14 protein-coding genes are annotated in these 15,520 nt (G+C 72.8%); 6 read left to right on the top strand and 8 right to left on the bottom strand.

Translation table 11 applies throughout. From position 1 onward, the window contains the following. Positions 1-6: 6 nt before the first annotated feature. The 6 genes from AQJ11_RS27095 to rsmI form a co-directional block, all read right to left on the bottom strand. The gene (locus tag AQJ11_RS27095) at positions 7-900 is read right to left on the bottom strand and encodes a 4-(cytidine 5'-diphospho)-2-C-methyl-D-erythritol kinase (RefSeq protein ID WP_059264699.1); all 894 of its coding nucleotides are present in this window, start codon (positions 898-900) and stop codon (positions 7-9) included. Beyond that, positions 897-1,766 carry a 16S rRNA (adenine(1518)-N(6)/adenine(1519)-N(6))-dimethyltransferase RsmA gene (rsmA, locus tag AQJ11_RS27090; protein ID WP_059264697.1) on the bottom strand — a complete coding sequence of 290 codons (870 nt, stop codon included), beginning with the start codon at positions 1,764-1,766 and terminating at the stop codon, positions 897-899. Before rsmA ends, AQJ11_RS27095 begins: the two co-directional genes overlap by 4 nt. Positions 1,767-1,814: 48 nt before the next feature. After that, entirely contained in the window at positions 1,815-3,164 is a 1,350-nt protein-coding gene (locus tag AQJ11_RS27085; protein WP_059264695.1) for a resuscitation-promoting factor, read from the bottom strand. 176 nt (positions 3,165-3,340) lie between these two features. Beyond that, positions 3,341-4,240 (bottom strand): TatD family hydrolase, encoded by a 900-nt coding sequence (locus AQJ11_RS27080; RefSeq protein ID WP_014673219.1) that lies wholly within the window; start codon positions 4,238-4,240, stop codon positions 3,341-3,343. Between the two features lie 47 nt (positions 4,241-4,287). After that, on the bottom strand, positions 4,288-4,701 hold the full coding sequence (locus AQJ11_RS27075) for a hypothetical protein (RefSeq protein ID WP_014673220.1): 414 nt from the start codon (positions 4,699-4,701) through the stop codon (positions 4,288-4,290). Positions 4,702-4,939: 238 nt separating this feature from the next. Continuing rightward, positions 4,940-5,788, bottom strand: a complete 849-nt coding sequence (rsmI, locus tag AQJ11_RS27070; RefSeq protein ID WP_059264693.1) for a 16S rRNA (cytidine(1402)-2'-O)-methyltransferase — start codon at positions 5,786-5,788, stop codon at positions 4,940-4,942. Positions 5,789-5,936: 148 nt separating this feature from the next. On the opposite strand from rsmI, the gene AQJ11_RS27065 reads away from it, so the two are divergent. Then, positions 5,937-7,694 (top strand): dolichyl-phosphate-mannose--protein mannosyltransferase, encoded by a 1,758-nt coding sequence (locus AQJ11_RS27065; RefSeq protein WP_014673222.1) that lies wholly within the window; start codon positions 5,937-5,939, stop codon positions 7,692-7,694. Here AQJ11_RS27065 and AQJ11_RS27060 read toward each other — a convergent pair. Then, positions 7,691-8,743, bottom strand: a complete 1,053-nt coding sequence (locus AQJ11_RS27060) for an RICIN domain-containing protein (RefSeq protein ID WP_059264691.1) — start codon at positions 8,741-8,743, stop codon at positions 7,691-7,693. The genes AQJ11_RS27065 and AQJ11_RS27060 overlap by 4 nt on opposite strands. Positions 8,744-8,948: 205 nt before the next feature. Between AQJ11_RS27060 and AQJ11_RS27055 the strand changes: the two genes are divergently transcribed. Both AQJ11_RS27055 and AQJ11_RS27050 read left to right on the top strand, forming a co-directional pair. Then, positions 8,949-10,583, top strand: a complete 1,635-nt coding sequence (locus AQJ11_RS27055; protein WP_059264689.1) for a penicillin-binding transpeptidase domain-containing protein — start codon at positions 8,949-8,951, stop codon at positions 10,581-10,583. A 96-nt stretch (positions 10,584-10,679) separates the two neighbouring features. Then, positions 10,680-12,347, top strand: coding sequence for a penicillin-binding transpeptidase domain-containing protein (locus AQJ11_RS27050; RefSeq protein ID WP_059264687.1), 1,668 nt, complete (start codon positions 10,680-10,682; stop codon positions 12,345-12,347). A gap of 21 nt (positions 12,348-12,368) precedes the next feature. Here AQJ11_RS27050 and AQJ11_RS27045 read toward each other — a convergent pair whose 3' ends face one another. Continuing rightward, on the bottom strand, positions 12,369-12,707 hold the full coding sequence (locus tag AQJ11_RS27045) for an SsgA family sporulation/cell division regulator (protein WP_041665262.1): 339 nt from the start codon (positions 12,705-12,707) through the stop codon (positions 12,369-12,371). A 149-nt stretch (positions 12,708-12,856) separates the two neighbouring features. On the opposite strand from AQJ11_RS27045, the gene AQJ11_RS27040 reads away from it, so the two are divergent. The 3 genes from AQJ11_RS27040 to AQJ11_RS27030 are packed head-to-tail and all read left to right on the top strand — an operon-like array spanning position 12,857 to position 15,457. Continuing rightward, positions 12,857-13,900, top strand: coding sequence for an energy-coupling factor ABC transporter permease (locus AQJ11_RS27040; protein WP_059264685.1), 1,044 nt, complete (start codon positions 12,857-12,859; stop codon positions 13,898-13,900). Position 13,901: 1 nt separating this feature from the next. Further along, a complete protein-coding gene (cbiQ, locus tag AQJ11_RS27035; protein ID WP_208616623.1) occupies positions 13,902-14,699 on the top strand; it encodes a cobalt ECF transporter T component CbiQ in 798 nt (265 codons plus the stop codon). Then, on the top strand, positions 14,699-15,457 hold the full coding sequence (locus AQJ11_RS27030; protein WP_058080857.1) for an energy-coupling factor ABC transporter ATP-binding protein: 759 nt from the start codon (positions 14,699-14,701) through the stop codon (positions 15,455-15,457). Before cbiQ ends, AQJ11_RS27030 begins: the two co-directional genes overlap by 1 nt. Positions 15,458-15,520: the final 63 nt, after the last annotated feature.

Below are 15,520 nucleotides of genomic sequence, written 5' to 3'. Positions count from 1 at the left end.
ACCTGCTCAGAGCACCGTCGCCCCCGCCACCGGCCCCGCCGCCACCCGCACCGCCCGGCACGTCCCCGACGCCCGCAGGGCCCCAACCACCGTCTGCGCCGACTCGGCGTCCCGCGCGAGGAACGCTGTCGTAGGACCGGAACCGGAGACCAGCGCGGCGAGCGCGCCCGCCCCGCGCCCCGCCGCCAGCGTGTCGGCCAGCTCGGGGAAGAGGGACAGCGCGGCCGGCTGGAGATCGTTGGAGACGGACGCGGCCAGCGCCTCGGCGTCCCCCTTCGCCAGCGCCTCCACCAGCTCCGCCGACGCCACCGGCTCCGGGATCTCCCGCCCCTCGGCCAGCCGGTCGAACTCGCGGAACACCGCCGGGGTCGACAGGCCCCCCTCCGCCATCGCGAACACCCAGTGGAAGGTTCCGCCGGCCTCCAGCGAGGTCAGCCGCTCCCCGCGCCCCACTCCCAGCGCCACCCCGCCGACCAGGCTGAACGGCACGTCACTGCCCAGCTCGGCGCAGATCGTGAGCAGTTCGGCGCGCGAGGCGCCCGTGCCCCACAGCCGGTCGCAGGCGAGCAGCGCGCCCGCGCCGTCCGCGCTGCCGCCCGCCATGCCACCGGCGACCGGGATGTCCTTGGCGATGTGGACGTGGACGTTCGGTTCGATCCCCCGGCGCGCGGCGAGCGCGATCGCGGCGCGCGCGGCGAGGTTGGTGCGGTCCAGCGGGACCTGGGCGGCGTCCGGGCCCTCGCAGGTGATCCGGAGTTCGTCCGCGGGGGTCACGGTGACCTCGTCGTACAGTCCGACGGCGAGGAAGACGTTGGCGAGGTCGTGGAAGCCGTCGGGGCGGGCGGCGCCGACCGCGAGCTGGACGTTGACCTTGGCCGGGACCCGTACCGTGACGCTCACGCGCCCGCCTCCTTGTGCTCGGCGATCCGCGCGAACTCCTCCACGGTCAGCGACTCGCCGCGCGCCTGCGGCGAGACCCCGGCCGCGACCAGGGCCGCCTCGGCCGCCGCCGCGGACCCGGCCCAGCCGGCGAGCGCGGCCCGCAGGGTCTTGCGGCGCTGGGCGAAGGCCGCGTCGACGACGGCGAAGACCTCGGCCTTGGAGGCGGTGGTCTTGATCGGCTCGGCCCGTCGCACCAGGGACACCAGCCCGCTGTCGACGTTCGGCGCGGGCCAGAAGACGTTGCGCCCGATGGCCCCGGCCCGCTTCACGTCGGCGTACCAGTTGGCCTTCACGGACGGCACGCCGTACACCTTGTTGCCGGGTGCGGCGGCGAGCCGGTCGGCGACCTCGGACTGCACCATCACCAGCGTCCGCTCGATGCTCGGGAAGGTGTCGAGCATGTGCAGCAGCACGGGGACGGCGACGTTGTACGGCAGGTTCGCCACCAGGGCCGTCGGCGCGGGTCCGGGCAGCTCGGTGACGTGCATGGCGTCGGAGTGGACCAGCGCGAAGCGCTCGGCGCGGTCCGGCATGCGCGCGGCGATGGTGGCGGGGAGGGCGGCGGCGAGGACGTCGTCGATCTCCACGGCGGTGACGCGGTCGGCGGTCTCCAGCAGCGCGAGGGTGAGCGAGCCCAGCCCCGGGCCGACCTCGACGACCACGTCGTCGGGGCGGACCTCGGCGGTCCGGACGATACGGCGGACCGTGTTGGCGTCGATCACGAAGTTCTGGCCGCGCTGCTTGGTGGGACGGACACCGAGCGCCGCCGCGAGCTCGCGGATGTCGGCGGGACCGAGGAGGGAATCGGGGGTGGGGCTACTCACGGGACAAGGGTACGGGGCCGTACCGGGCCGGGTCGCCAGGTGCCGGTCCTACCCCCGCAGCCTCACCCCGCAGTGCGGCCACGGGCTCGCCCCCCGCCGGATGTACAGCTTCTTCGCCCGGTACGTCTGTTCTTCCGCCGAGGCGTCCTGGGGGCGGCCCTTGCCGCCGAGGCTCTGCCAGGTGCGGGTGTCGAACTGGTACAGCCCGCCGTACGTCCCGGAGGGGTCGACCGCGTCGGGCCGGCCGCCGGACTCGCAGACGGCGAGCGCGCGCCAGTTCAGGCCGTCGGCGTCGCTCACGGAGGGCGGCCGGGGCTTGGTGCCCACCTTGATCACCTGTGCGCGCGGCTCGCGCACCACCTCCGACCTCTCCGGGCGCGGCTTCTGCCGTACCCCGTTGACGGTGCGCACGTAGTAGGTGGTCCGGCGCAGTCCCGGCTGCCCGGGCCGCGCGACGACCTCGGTGCCCTGGAAGACCGTGGGGTCCGCGGTCCGCTCCACCGCGAACGGGATCTGCTCCTCGTGGATCTCCCGGGTGCTGCTGACCCGCAGCACGGTCACCGTCTGCCCGTCGCGCGGGAAGCTGTCCGGCGGGACGGAGGTGGTGTCCTGGCCGCGCAGCGTGATCCCGGCCTCCTCGACCGCTTCCCGGACGGTGGCCGCGTTGGTGCGCACGGTGCGGGTCCGGCCGTCCGCCAGGACCGTGACCGCGCGTTCGGTGCGCACGTCGAGCGCGAGCCCGGCGCGGCCGATGCGCTGGGAGCGCGAGGTCGACAGATACGCGCCCTCGGCGCGCACCCCCAGCTCGTCCAGCGCGCCCTCCACCGTGCGCGCCGTCGTCCACACCTCGCGCCGTCGGCCGTCCAGGGTGAGCCGTACCGGGCGCCCGTAGCGCACCGCGACCGCGTCGCCGCTGGCGAGCGCCGTGCCGGGAGCGGGCGCGATCATGTCGTGCGCCCCCACGCGTACGCCCTCCTCGGCGAGCAGCTCGCTCACGTCGTCGGCGAACGTGTGCAGGCTGCGCTGCCTGCCGTCGACGCTCAGCTCGACCGCCTTGTCGTTGGCGACGAAGGCGGTGGTGCCGCCGGCCAGGAAGGCCACGACCAGCGCCTGGGGCAGCAGGCGGCGCACGGTGGAGTCCGGGCGGTCGCCGTAGCGCGCCCTGCGCCGGCGCGGGGCCTGCCCGCCGGTCTCCTCGAACGCCTCGAACGCCTCGAACGCCTCGGGGGCCGGCGTCTGCCGGGGCAGCGGCGGCGCCGGGTCGGTGACGAAGTACGCCTCGGCCTCATAGGCGGGCCGGTAGGTGTCCTCGGGGATGCCGTACGGCAGCGTCTCCGCGGTGGGGACGGAGGCGTCAGGGCCGTAGGGGTCGTACGTCTCGTACGGCGACGTGCTCACGCCGACACGCTCCAGGGGCCAGAGGGGTCCGGATCGGGCCCCCAGAACCTAGCGGAGCGTCGGTCACTCTCCAAAGCGACTCGACTACGGACTGTCGCGACTCGAACGGGCGGTCAGTGCCACGACCGGGCGGCCACCAGTGCTTCGGGCGGACGGCCGGTCACCCGGGCTGACGGTCAGTAGCCGAAGGCACGGGCCGTGTTCGCGGCGAGGGCCGTCGCCAGCGCGTCCTCGTCGACCCCGCGCACGGCGGCCATCGCGCGGACCGTGACCGGAATGAGATACGGGGCGTTGGGCCGTCCGCGGTACGGCGCCGGGGTGAGGAAGGGCGCGTCGGTCTCCACGAGGACCAGGTCCGGCGGGGCGACGGCGAGGGCGTCCCGCAGGTTCTGGGCGTTCTTGAAGGTGACGTTGCCGGCGAAGGACATGAAGTAGCCCTCGCGGGCGCAGATCCGGGCCATCTCGGCGTCGCCGGAGTAGCAGTGGAAGACGGTGCGCTCGGGGGCGCCCTCCTCCTTGAGGATCCTCAGGACGTCGGCGTGGGCGTCGCGGTCGTGGATGACGAGTGCCTTGCCGTGCCGCTTGGCGATCTCGATGTGGGCGCGGAAGGACCGCTCCTGGGCGGCCTTGCCCTCGGGGCCGGTGCGGAAGTGGTCCAGGCCCGTCTCGCCGACGCCCTTCACCTGCGGCAGCCCGGCCAGCCGGTCGATCTCGGCGAGGGCCTCGTCCAGCGCCGCGTCGCCGCCGGGCTCCCGGGCGCCCTGCCTCGACCACCCGTCCGGGTCGCCGTGGACGATGCGCGGGGCCTCGTTGGGGTGGAGGGCGACGGTGGCGTGCACGTTCTCGTGCGCCGCCGCGGTCTCGGCGGCCCACTGCGAGCCCTTGAGGTCGCAGCCGACCTGGACGACCGTCGTGACGCCCACCGAGGCGGCCTTCGCCAGGCCCTCCTCGACCGTGCCGGACTGCATGTCGAGGTGGGTGTGGGAGTCGGCGACGGGCACCGCCAAGGGCTGGGGCAGCGGCGGTGCCGCGTTCTTGTCGGCGTCCTTGGGGCTCTGACCGGCGTTCGAAGGCATGCTCCGATCCTACGGAAGGGGCATGCCCTCGACGGTCGGCGATCCGCTCAGCCCGCCTTGCGCTGGAACGGGTGCAGGAGATCGGACAGGTGCCAGTGGTGCGGCGTCCTGGCCGGTACGGCCCGCGCGGGCACCTGCGGCGTCTCGACCGGGCCCGCCTGCGGCACCCGGTGGTGCTGCCGCCCGGCCGGGCCGCACACCGCGGAGACCTGGCCCGCGCGCATGATCCGCACGACATGGCCGTCGCAGTTCTGGCAGGACGGCCGGCTCAGCGGCGACGGCACCACCTGGCCGTCGGCCACGTACAGCACGAACTCCTCCCCCTGCGCGTTCGTGTGGTGCTCTATCTCGTACGACTGCTCCCAGCCGTGCCCGCAGCGCATGCAGGCGAACGAGTACGACTCGTGAACGACGGCTGCGGCTGTGGCACGGAGGCCGGTCCGCCCTGCTATGTCACTCATGCCAGCTCCCTGTCGGACGGGTGCGTCCCTCTGGACGGGTGCGTCCCTTCGACCAGTGGACGCCTCCACCGGCGCGAGCGCAGCCGGCCTGTCGAGTGTTGGAGGCGATTTGGACATCGCTTGCCAAACGGTCGCGAATGAGACGGCTGTGCTTTGCCATCGACGCCAGCCTTTTGCTCCCCCATGGGGCGCGCGGAGGCGCTCCGAGGGGGCGCGGGGGCCTACGCGCGGACCCGCCTCACCCGGCGGCGCGCTTGGCCGCCACCACCGCGTCGAACACGACCCGCTTCGGCAGTCCCGCCTCCGCCGCCACCGCCGCGATGGCCTCCTTGCGGCGCTCGCCGGCCTCCTCCCGGACCCGCACCCGGCGCACCAGCTCCTCGGCGTCGAGTTCCTCGGGCCCGGTCTCGGGCGCGCCCTCGACCACCACGGTGATCTCGCCGCGCACGCCCTCCGCGGCCCACCGCGCCAGCTCGGCCAGCGGACCGCGCCGTACCTCCTCGTACGTCTTGGTCAGCTCCCGGCAGACGGCGGCCCGCCGGTCGGCGCCGAAGACCTCGGCCATGGCGGCGAGGGTGTCGTCGAGCCGGTGCGGGGCCTCGAAGTAGACGAGGGTGCGTCGCTCGCCGGCGACCTCGCGCAGCCGGGACAGCCGTTCGCCGGCCTTGCGGGGCAGGAAGCCCTCGAAGCAGAAGCGGTCGACGGGGAGCCCGGACAGGGCGAGCGCGGTGAGCACGGCGGACGGCCCCGGCACGGCGGTGACCCGGATGTCCTGCTCGACGGCGGCGGCGACCAGCCGGTAGCCGGGGTCGGAGACGGAGGGCATGCCGGCGTCGGTCACCAGCAGCACGCGCGCGCCGCCGAGCAGCTCCTGGACCAGTTCCGGGGTCCGGGCGGACTCGTTGCCCTCGAAGTACGACACCACGCGGCCCTTGGGCGTGACGCCCAGCGCCTGGGTGAGCCGGCGCAGCCGCCGGGTGTCCTCGGCGGCGACCACGTCGGCGCCGGCCAGCTCCTCGGCGAGCCGGGGCGGCGCGTCCGCGAGGTCGCCGATGGGGGTACCTGCCAGGACAAGGGTTCCAGTCACCCCCCCATCCTCCCAGGAGATCCCGGGCCGCTTCCCCGGCGTCCGGGACCGTCGCCGGGGCGGTCGTGCGCGCGACGGACCGGACCGTGTCCCGACCGGTACCGCGCATGCACGGGACTCGCACAGGACGTTTCCCTACGATGGCGCGGTGACCACTACCGCGTCCTCCATGGACCTCCGGCAGGACCAGGCACCGCACGACCGCCGGCCGTCGTGGCAGCGCCGGCTGCGCCGATTCGGGTACGCGCCGGCCGCGGACGAGCCCTCGGGCGACGTGCGCGACCGGCTGGTGCCCCCGTACGCCGAGCCGAGCCCCCGGCTGTGGCGGGCGCTCGGCGTGCCGCCGCTGCTCGCCGAGCGGCTCACGCGGTGGTCGGGCTGGGGCGGGCCGCTGCTGGTGACGCTGATGGCGGGCGTCATGCGGTTCTGGAACCTGGGCAGCCCGCGCGCGGTGATATTCGACGAGACGTACTACGCGAAGGACGCGTGGGCGCTCGTCCACCGCGGCTTCGAGGTCAGCTGGGACCGGTACGGCAAGAGCGCCAACGACATGGTCCTCCAGCAGCACGGGAACCTGGCGATCCCGACGGACCCGGCGTACGTGGTGCACCCGCCGGTCGGCAAGTACGTCATCGGCCTGGGGGAACTGGTCTTCGGGTTCGACCCGTTCGGCTGGCGGTTCATGACGGCGCTGCTGGGCACGCTCTCCGTCCTGCTGCTGTGCCGGATCGGCCGCCGGATGTTCCGCTCGACGTTCCTCGGCTGCCTGGCGGGCGCGCTGATGGCCGTGGACGGCCTGCACTTCGTGATGAGCCGGACCTCGCTGCTCGACGGCGTGCTGATGTTCTTCGTGGTGGCCGCGTTCGGCTGCCTGGTGGTCGACCGGGACCGGGCCAGGGAGAGACTGGCCGCCGCGCTGCCGGCCGGACCGGACGGGCGGGTACGGCCCGACGAGCGGGTCGCCGACGCCTTCCGCTTCGGGTGGCGCCCGTGGCGCTGGACGGCCGGGGTGATGCTGGGCCTGGCCGTGGGCACGAAGTGGAACGGGCTGTACGTCCTGGCCGCGTTCTGCGTGATGACGGTCCTGTGGGACGTCGGCACCCGCAAGGTGGCGGGTGCGCGCCGCCCGTACCTCGCCGTCCTGAAGTACGACACCGGTGCCGCCTTCGTGGCGACGGTCCCGGTGGCGCTGGCGGTCTACCTGGTCTCCTGGACCGGCTGGATCCTCTCCCCGGCCGACGGCACGGGCGGTTACTACCGCAACTGGGCGGCCACCGACGGCAAGGGCGGCACCTGGACCTTCCTGCCGGACTGGCTGCGCAGCCTGTGGCACTACGAGCACGAGGTGTACAACTTCCACGTCCACCTCGACCAGCCGCACACGTACCAGTCCAACCCGTGGAGCTGGATCGTGCTGGGCCGCCCGGTGTCGTACTTCTACGAGTCCCCCTCCCCCGGCGCCGACGGCTGCCCGGTGGACGCGGGCCAGAAGTGCGCCCGGGAGGTGCTGGCGATCGGCACGCCGCTGCTGTGGTGGGCGGCCTGCTTCGCGATCCTCTACGTGCTGTGGCGCTGGGCGTTCCGCCGCGACTGGCGGGCCGGCGCCATCGCCTGCGGCATCGCGGCGGGGTACCTGCCCTGGTTCCACTACCAGGAGCGGACGATCTTCCTCTTCTACGCGGTCGTCTTCCTGCCGTTCCTGTGCCTGGCGGTGGCGATGATGATCGGCGCGGTCATCGGCCCACGGGGTTCGACCGACATGCGCCGCGTGATCGGCGCCTCGGCGGCGGGGGTCCTGGTCCTCCTGATCGCCTGGAACTTCATCTACTTCTGGCCCCTCTACACCGGCCAGGCCATCCCGATCGACTCGTGGCGGTCGCGGATGTGGCTGGACACCTGGGTCTAGCGGGCGAAGTTCTGGGTCCAGTAGACGCGGGAGTTGCCGCCGTCGGCCCTGCCGACCCCGAGGACCGCGTAGGAGCAGTCGAGGATGGCTGCGCGGTGTCCCCAGTTGGACGCCTCGTCGTGGTGCAGCCAGTTGTCCATCGCCTGGGCGTACGTCTGGCCGGTGCCGTAACTCCAGTTCTCGGCGCGCTGGGCGGGAACGAAGCCGGCCGCTCTGATCCGGTCCGCCGGCATGGTGCCGTCCGAGCCGATGTGCCCCCGTCTGGGGTCACTCCTCGGATACGCGTCGATGAGGGCCGCGGAGTGGGCGGCCAGGTCCGCGCTGTGTCCGCGCGCCACCTCGCTGAGCCGCGGGTCGATGCGCACGTTCGCGCTCCGCTCGCCGCAGCCGCCCTCGTCACGTCGCGCCCGGACGACCAGGTCGACGAGCTGTCTGGCGTCGGCGGGCATCGGCGGGAGGACGACGGGCTCGTCCTCGATCCGCCATGCCTGGTTGACCCACCAGGGGTCCCCGGTGTTCCGTGCGCACGCCCATTGCTGAAGGCCGGCGCCCTGCCGGGGCGGGCTGGGGAAGTCGCCGTTGCCCGTGTCGAGGCACTTTCCGCTGTGTTGGGAGACGATCAGGTATCCCACGGCGTTCTCCGCACAACCGCCTGAGGGCGGGCACGACTTCGGGTCGCCGATGTCCACGAACTTCCACAGCTGGTTGGCGCCGCCGTGGCAGTCCCACTGGAAGACCTGGGCTCCGTCGGCCCCGGACCAGCCCGAGACGTCCAGGCACTTTCCCGAATGCCGCGCGACGATCTTGTATCCCCGTCCTCCGCCCGCGTCCACGAAGTCGAACTGCTGGTTGGCCGCGGCGCTGTTGGACGGCCAGAGGACGATCGCCTGCCCGTTGGCGGTTCCGGCGGCCGTGACGTCGGCCGCCAGCCCGGAACTCTGGTTGTAGAGGTGGGTGCCGCTGCTCCGGGCACCGGCCGGGGCCGGTGCCAGCAGACCTAATGCCAGGAGGAACGCGGCCAGAAGGGCACACCGGGACTTCAACCCCATGATGCCTCCCCGCAGATGAGGGAGCGTTCGACACCAGCCTAGGCGGGAGGTCCCGGGCGGGCCACCCGGTCAGCCGCGTACGGCGGCGTCTCCGTTCGGACAACAATCGGCAACTCCTGTCACATGGCGGAGGGCAACCGCTTACAGTGCTCCCACGACCTGTTTTGAACGCGTTCAACAGGCTGAACGGGAGGGGAAGCGCACCATGCGCAAGGGGGTCAAGGCGGCCGTCATCGGCGGCGTGTGCGTCACGCTGCTCGGCGGTGCCGGGTACGGGGTCTACAACGTCGCGTCCGCGCTGAACGGCGACGACGGCCCAGGAGGCTCGGCGGCCGTGCGGACCGGGCCGCCCAGCGGCTCCGAGGTGAAGGAGACGACCGGCGCGTTCTTCACCGCCTGGGAGAAGGGCGACGCCGCGGGCGCGGCGGCGTACACGGACTTCCCGGAGGCGGCCCAGGAACTGCTGTCCGCCTACGGCGGCACCGCGCACATCGGCGAGGTACGGATCACGCCCGGCCGGGCCACCGGCGACACGGTGCCGTTCACGGTGAAGGCGACGGTGTCGTACGCCGGCGTGTCCCGGCCGCTGTCCTACCGCAGCGAGCTGACCGTCGTACGCGGCGAGACCTCGCACCGCGCGCTGGTCGACTGGCAGCCCTCCGTCGTCCACCCGCGCCTGCGCAAGGGGGACACGCTCACCACCGGCGACTCGGCCGCCCCGGAGATCGAGGCCGTGGACCGCGACGGCAAGGTGCTCACCCGGGTGACGTACCCGTCCCTCGGTCCGATCCTGGACGAGTTGCGCCGGCGGTACGGCGACAAGACCGGCGGCCGGCCCGGGGTGGAACTCGCCATCCGCCACCAGGCGGCGGCGGACGGCAGCCAGGCGGCGGACACCCCGCTGCTCACCCTGGCCAAGGGCAAGCCCGGCAAGCTCCCCACGACACTCAGCGCGAGCGCCCAGTCGGCGGCCGAGAAGGCCGTGCTGAAGTACCCCGAGTCCTCCGTCGTGGCCGTCAAGCCGAGCACCGGCGAGATACTCGCCGTCGCCAACAACCGCGACGACGGCTTCGACGCGGCCCTCCTCGGCGAACGCGCCCCCGGCTCCACCATGAAGATCATCAGCGCGGCGACCCTCATCGACAACGGCTTGACCACGGCGAACGGGCCGGCGCCCTGCCCGCCGTCGGCCGTGTGGCAGAGCCAGACCTTCCAGAACCTCAAGGGTCTGGTGCCGGACGAGCACGCCACCCTCGCCGACAGCTTCGCCCGCTCCTGCAACACGGCGTTCGTGAAGTTCGCGGACGAGGTGAAGGTCGACTCCCTCACCCGGGAGGCCGAGGACCGCTTCGGGCTCGGGCGGAACAACTGGCAGGTCGGCGTGCCCACGTTCGACGGCCGGGTGCCGGCCTCCGGCGGCCCGGACACCGCGGCCAACCTGATCGGCCAGGGCCAGGTCCAGATGAGCCCGCTCAACATGGCGTCCGTGACGGCCACCGCGAAGACCGGCAGCTTCCACCAGCCCCTGATCGTGCCGCTGAAGCTGGACGACCGCGAACCGGCCCGCGCGCGCGGGCTGTCGCCGGCCACGGCCCAGCAGCTGCGTGCCATGATGAACCGCACCGCGCGCAGCGGCACCGCGGCCGGCGTGATGGCCGGGATGGGCGGGGACATCGGCGCGAAGACCGGCTCCGCGGAGGTCGACGGGGAGACCAGGTCGGACAGCTGGTTCTCCGGTTACCGCGACGACGTCGCCGCGGCGGCCATGGTCCAGGACGGCGGACACGGCATCGACGCCGCCGGGCCGATTGTCGCAAGCGTGCTACGGAACGCGGGCTGACGTCACCCGGGGAGACGGGGACTTTAAGGTGATTGCCGTCGTTGGGGAATGTGAGGGCTGCGGGGACCCTGGGAAAGGCGCGGAGGAACTGAGGCTGTGGGCAAGAGAAGGCGCGTCGCCGAGCGACGCAAGACCCGACCCGCCGTACTCGGCGGGATGATCGCCGTGGTGGTCGGCGGTGCCGGGTTCGGCGTCTACGCGCTGTACGACGGCGGTGCCGCGGCCGACGAGCGGTCCGCCGCCACGGCCGGCCACAGGACCGTCAGGACGGGCCCGCTCACCGCCACCGAGATCCACACGGCCTCCACCCGCTTCCTGACCGCCTGGCAGCAAGGCAGCACCGACCGGGCGGCGGACGCCACCGACGACCCCGCCGCCGCCGGGAAGACGCTCACCGGCTACACCAAGGACGCCCACCTGAAGGACGTCACGCTCGTCCCGGGGGCGGCGAAGGGCGCGAAGGTGCCGTTCTCCGTGAAGGCCACGGTGTCCTACCAGGGCCTCAGCAAGCCGCTGGCCTACGACAGTTCGCTCACCGTCGTGCGCCGGGCGAGCGACGGCAAGCCGCTGGTCGACTGGCACTCCGCCGTGGTCCACCCGGAGCTGCGGGACGGCGACACGCTCGTGACCGGCGCGTCCGGCACTCCGCCGGTCAAGGCGCTGGACCGCGACGGCGGCGAGATCACGAGCGCCAGGTACCCGTCCCTCGGCACGGTGCTGGACGGGCTGCGGGAGAAGTACGGCAAGAAGGCGGGCGGCACGGCGGGCGTCGAACTGCGCGTGGTGCGCGGCAAGGCGGCCAAGGCCGCCAAGCTCTCCGACAAGACGCTGGTCGAGCTGAGCAAGGGCACCCCGGGCACCGTGCGGACGACGCTCAGCCCCGCCCTCCAGGCCGCCGCCGAGCAGCAGGTGGCGAAGCGCGCGCGTGCCTCGGTAGTCGCGCTGCGGCCCTCGACCGGCGAGATCCTCGCGGTCGCCAACAGCGGGCACGGCTTCAACACCGCCTTCCAGGGCGCCCTCGCGCCCGGCTCCACGATGAAGGTCATCACGTCGTCGCTGCTGATCGACAAGGGCCTGGCGTCGGCGGACAAGCCGCACCCCTGTCCCAAGACGGTCACCTACGGCGGCTGGAAGTTCCACAACGACGACGACTTCGAGATCAAGGGCGGCACCTTCAAGGCGAGCTTCGCCCGGTCCTGCAACACCGCCTTCATCAGCCAGGCGAAGAAGCTGAAGAACGACGACCTGACCAAGCAGGCCCAGCAGGTCTTCGGGCTGTCCATGAACAACTGGGCGATCGGCGTGCCCACCTTCGACGGCTCGGTGCCGGTGCAGTCGGCGGCGCAGATGGCGGCCTCGCTGATCGGGCAGGGCGGGGTGCGCATGAACCCGCTGAACATGGCCTCCGTGGCGGCGACCGTGAAGTCGGGCACCTTCCACCAGCCGTACCTGGTCGCGCCGTCCGTGGACCACCGCACGCTGGCCACCGCTTCGCGCACCCTGTCGCCGAAGACGCTGTCCCAGCTGCGCGAGCTGATGCGGTACACGGCCGCGTACGGCACGGCCGCCGAGGCGATGTCGGGGCTCGGCCCGGACTACGGCGCGAAGACCGGCTCGGCGGAGGTCGACGGGCAGAAGAAGCCGAACGGCTGGTTCACCGCCTACCGGGGCGACCTGGCCGCCGCCGGCGTGGTCCAGGCGGGCGGGCACGGCGGTGACACGGCCGGCCCGATCGTGGCGAAGCTGCTGAAGCTCGGGAGCTGACCGGGCCCGGACCGGCTCCGGTCAGCTCCGTACGGGCTCGACGGTGTAGGTGCGGCGCAGGAACCGCACCAGCGTCTTCGACTCGAACTGCACCACTTCGACCCCGTCGTCGGTGTGGAACTCGACCACCGCCTGGACGCGCCCGCAGGGCCACACCCGGACGTCGCCGCTCTCGGCCGGCGCCCGCAGTCCCCGTTCGAGGAGCGCGCGGGAGAAGGTCCACTCGTGCGGTCCGGGAAGCCCGACCCGGACGGAGCGGGGATCGGCGTCCGGGTCGTACCGCAGCACGACGGGTACGGCCCCCGGGTCCTCCTCGTCCGTGACGATATGAGCGCGCGCGTACTGTTCGACTACAGACATCGGACCGCCCTCTCACGCACCGTGACCTATGCGAAAGCCGTGCATCCGCTTTCTCTCAAGAGTCGCACATTTCCCGGTTTGCGCCCTGGTGGAAGACGAGACTCGGTCTCTCTTGCAATAGGTTCGCAACAAGGGCCTAAAATCGTACGGTGCATGTACCTGACGGATTCATCGACGCCCCGACCTCCGCGGTCACCGGGGTGGTCGCCGCCGGCGCCCTCGCGGTGAGCCTGCGCGGCGCCCGCCGTGAACTCGACGAGCGGACCGCCCCCCTGGCCGGCCTGGTGGCGGCGTTCATCTTCGCCGTGCAGATGCTCAACTTCCCGGTCGCCGCCGGGACCAGCGGTCACCTCCTGGGCGGAGCCCTGGCCGCGATACTCGTCGGCCCCTACACAGCCGTCCTGTGCGTGTCGGTCGTGCTGCTCATGCAGGGCGTGCTGTTCGCCGACGGCGGGCTGACCGCGCTCGGCGTGAACATCACCGACATGGCGATCGTCACGACGGTCGTCTCCTACGCCGTCTTCCGCGGCCTGCTCGCCGTGCTGCCCCGCAAGCGGCGCTCGGTGACCGTGGCCTCCTTCGTCGCCGCACTGGTGTCCGTGCCCGCCGCCGCGGTCGCCTTCACCCTGATCTACGCGGTCGGCGGCACCACCGACGTCTCCATCGGCAAGGTCGCCACCGCCATGATCGGCGTCCATGTGCTGATCGGCGTCGGCGAGGCGGTCATCACCGCGCTGACGGTCGGCGCGGTCATCGCCGTACGCCCGGACCTGGTGTACGGCGCGCGCGGCCTGCGGCAGCGGCTCCAGTTGCGGGTGAACGGCGCGCTGGTGGACGCGCCCGCGCCCACGGCGCCCGTGGCGGCGCGCACCTCGCGGCGCACGCTGTGGGTGACCGGTCTCGTCACCTCCCTCGTCCTCGCGGGCTTCGTCAGCTTCTACGCCTCCGCGAACCCCGACGGCCTGGAGAAGGTCGCGCACGACAAGGGGATCGACAAGAAGGAGAAGGAGCACTCCGCGGCCGGCTCGCCGCTCGCCGACTACGGCGTCAAGGACATCTCCGACGCCCGGCTGTCCGGCGGCCTCGCGGGCGTGATCGGCGTCGGCGTCACGGTCGTCGCGGGCAGCGCGGTGTTCTGGTCGCTGCGCAGGCGGCGCGGCGACGACGTCTCCCCCGTGAACACCGGCGTCTGACGTGGGAGCGGATGGGGGTACCTCCCGCGCGAGCGTAGCCGAGCGTGGGGGAGCGCACCGGCTGTACCGGCACGGGCACTCGCCCGTGCACGGCCTGCCGCCGCACACCAAGCTGGCCGCCGCGTTCCTGTTCGTGGTGGTCGTCGTGTCGACCCCGCGCGAGGCGATGTGGGCGTTCGCGGGGTACGCCGTGCTGCTCGCGGTCGTCGCGTACCAGGCGCGCGTGCCCGCCCGTTTCCTGCTCGGGCGGCTCCTGATCGAGGTGCCGTTCGTCGCGTTCGCCGTGCTCATGCCGTTCGTGGCGGAGGGCGAGCGGGTGCACGTGCTCGGGCTCTCGCTCAGCGTGAACGGGCTGTGGGGCGCCTGGAACGTGCTCGCCAAGGGCACCCTCGGCGTCGCCGCCTCCGTACTGCTGGCGGCCACCACCGAACTGCGCGAACTGCTGCTCGGGCTGCAACGGCTGAAGCTGCCGCCGCTGCTCGTGCAGATCGCCTCCTTCATGATCCGCTACGGCGACGTCATCACCGACGAGATGCGCCGGATGCGGATCGCCCGTGAGTCGCGCGGCTTCGAGGCGAAGGGCGTGCGGCACTGGGGTGTGCTCGCCAAGTCCGCCGGCGCGCTGTTCATCCGCTCCTACGAGCGCGGGGAGCGCGTGCACCTCGCCATGGTGAGCCGGGGCTACGCCGGTTCCATGCCGGTCATCGACGAGGTGACCGCGTCCGGCGCGCAGTGGCGGCACGCCCTGGCACTGCCCTGCGCCGCCCTCGTCGTCTGCCTGCTGGGATGGATGCTGTGATGGTTCCTGTGACTGCTTCTCTGGAGGTCTCCGGCCTCGCCTTCGCCTACCCGGACGGACACCAGGCCCTGTTCGGCGTGGACTTCTCGATCGCGCGCGGTGAGCGGGTCGCCCTGCTCGGCCCGAACGGCGCCGGCAAGACGACCCTGGTGCTGCACCTCAACGGCATCCTGGGCGGCGGCACCGGCACGGTGACCGTGGCCGGGCTCCCGGTGTCCAAGCAGCACATGGCCGCGATCCGGCAGAAGGTCGGCATCGTCTTCCAGGACCCGGACGACCAGCTGTTCATGCCGACCGTGCGGGAGGACGTGGCGTTCGGCCCGGCCGCCGCCGGGATCAAGGGGGCCGCGCTGGAGGAGCGGGTGCACACCGCGCTGGAACGGGTCGGCATGCGGGAGTTCGCCGACCGTCCGCCGCACCACCTCTCCTTCGGGCAGCGCCGCCGGGTCGCGGTGGCCACCGTGCTCGCCATGGAGCCGGAGATCCTGGTCCTGGACGAGCCCTCCTCCAACCTGGACCCGGCCTCGCGCCGCGAACTCGCCGACATCCTGCGCTCCCTGGACGTCACCGTCCTCATGGTCACGCACGACCTGCCGTACGCCCTGGAGCTGTGCCCGCGCTCCCTCGTCCTCAGCGACGGCGTGATCGCGGCGGACGGCCCGACCGGCGCGCTGCTCTCCGACGAGGAGCTGATGCGGGCGCACCGGCTGGAGCTGCCGTTCGGCTTCGACCCGAGGTCCGTGACAACCGGCGCGTGACGGACGAGGACCCTCCCGGCGACGCCCACGGCGCCCGGCAACATCGACGTAACGATTCTGTCG

Source organism: Streptomyces corchorusii, assembly GCF_001514055.1.
Classification (GTDB): domain Bacteria; phylum Actinomycetota; class Actinomycetes; order Streptomycetales; family Streptomycetaceae; genus Streptomyces; species Streptomyces olivaceoviridis.
This window is presented reverse-complemented; position numbering and strand designations above follow the sequence as displayed.

Coding starts and splice junctions, on each gene's coding strand:
- AQJ11_RS27080 (WP_014673219.1), bottom strand. CDS start 4,240: ATGCCTTCGAACGCCGGTCAGAGCCCCAAGGACGCCGACAAGAACGCG.
- AQJ11_RS27075 (WP_014673220.1), bottom strand. CDS start 4,701: ATGAGTGACATAGCAGGGCGGACCGGCCTCCGTGCCACAGCCGCAGCC.
- AQJ11_RS27060 (WP_059264691.1), bottom strand. CDS start 8,743: ATGGGGTTGAAGTCCCGGTGTGCCCTTCTGGCCGCGTTCCTCCTGGCA.
- AQJ11_RS27055 (WP_059264689.1), top strand. CDS start 8,949: ATGCGCAAGGGGGTCAAGGCGGCCGTCATCGGCGGCGTGTGCGTCACG.
- AQJ11_RS27045 (WP_041665262.1), bottom strand. CDS start 12,707: ATGTCTGTAGTCGAACAGTACGCGCGCGCTCATATCGTCACGGACGAG.
- AQJ11_RS27030 (WP_058080857.1), top strand. CDS start 14,699: ATGGTTCCTGTGACTGCTTCTCTGGAGGTCTCCGGCCTCGCCTTCGCC.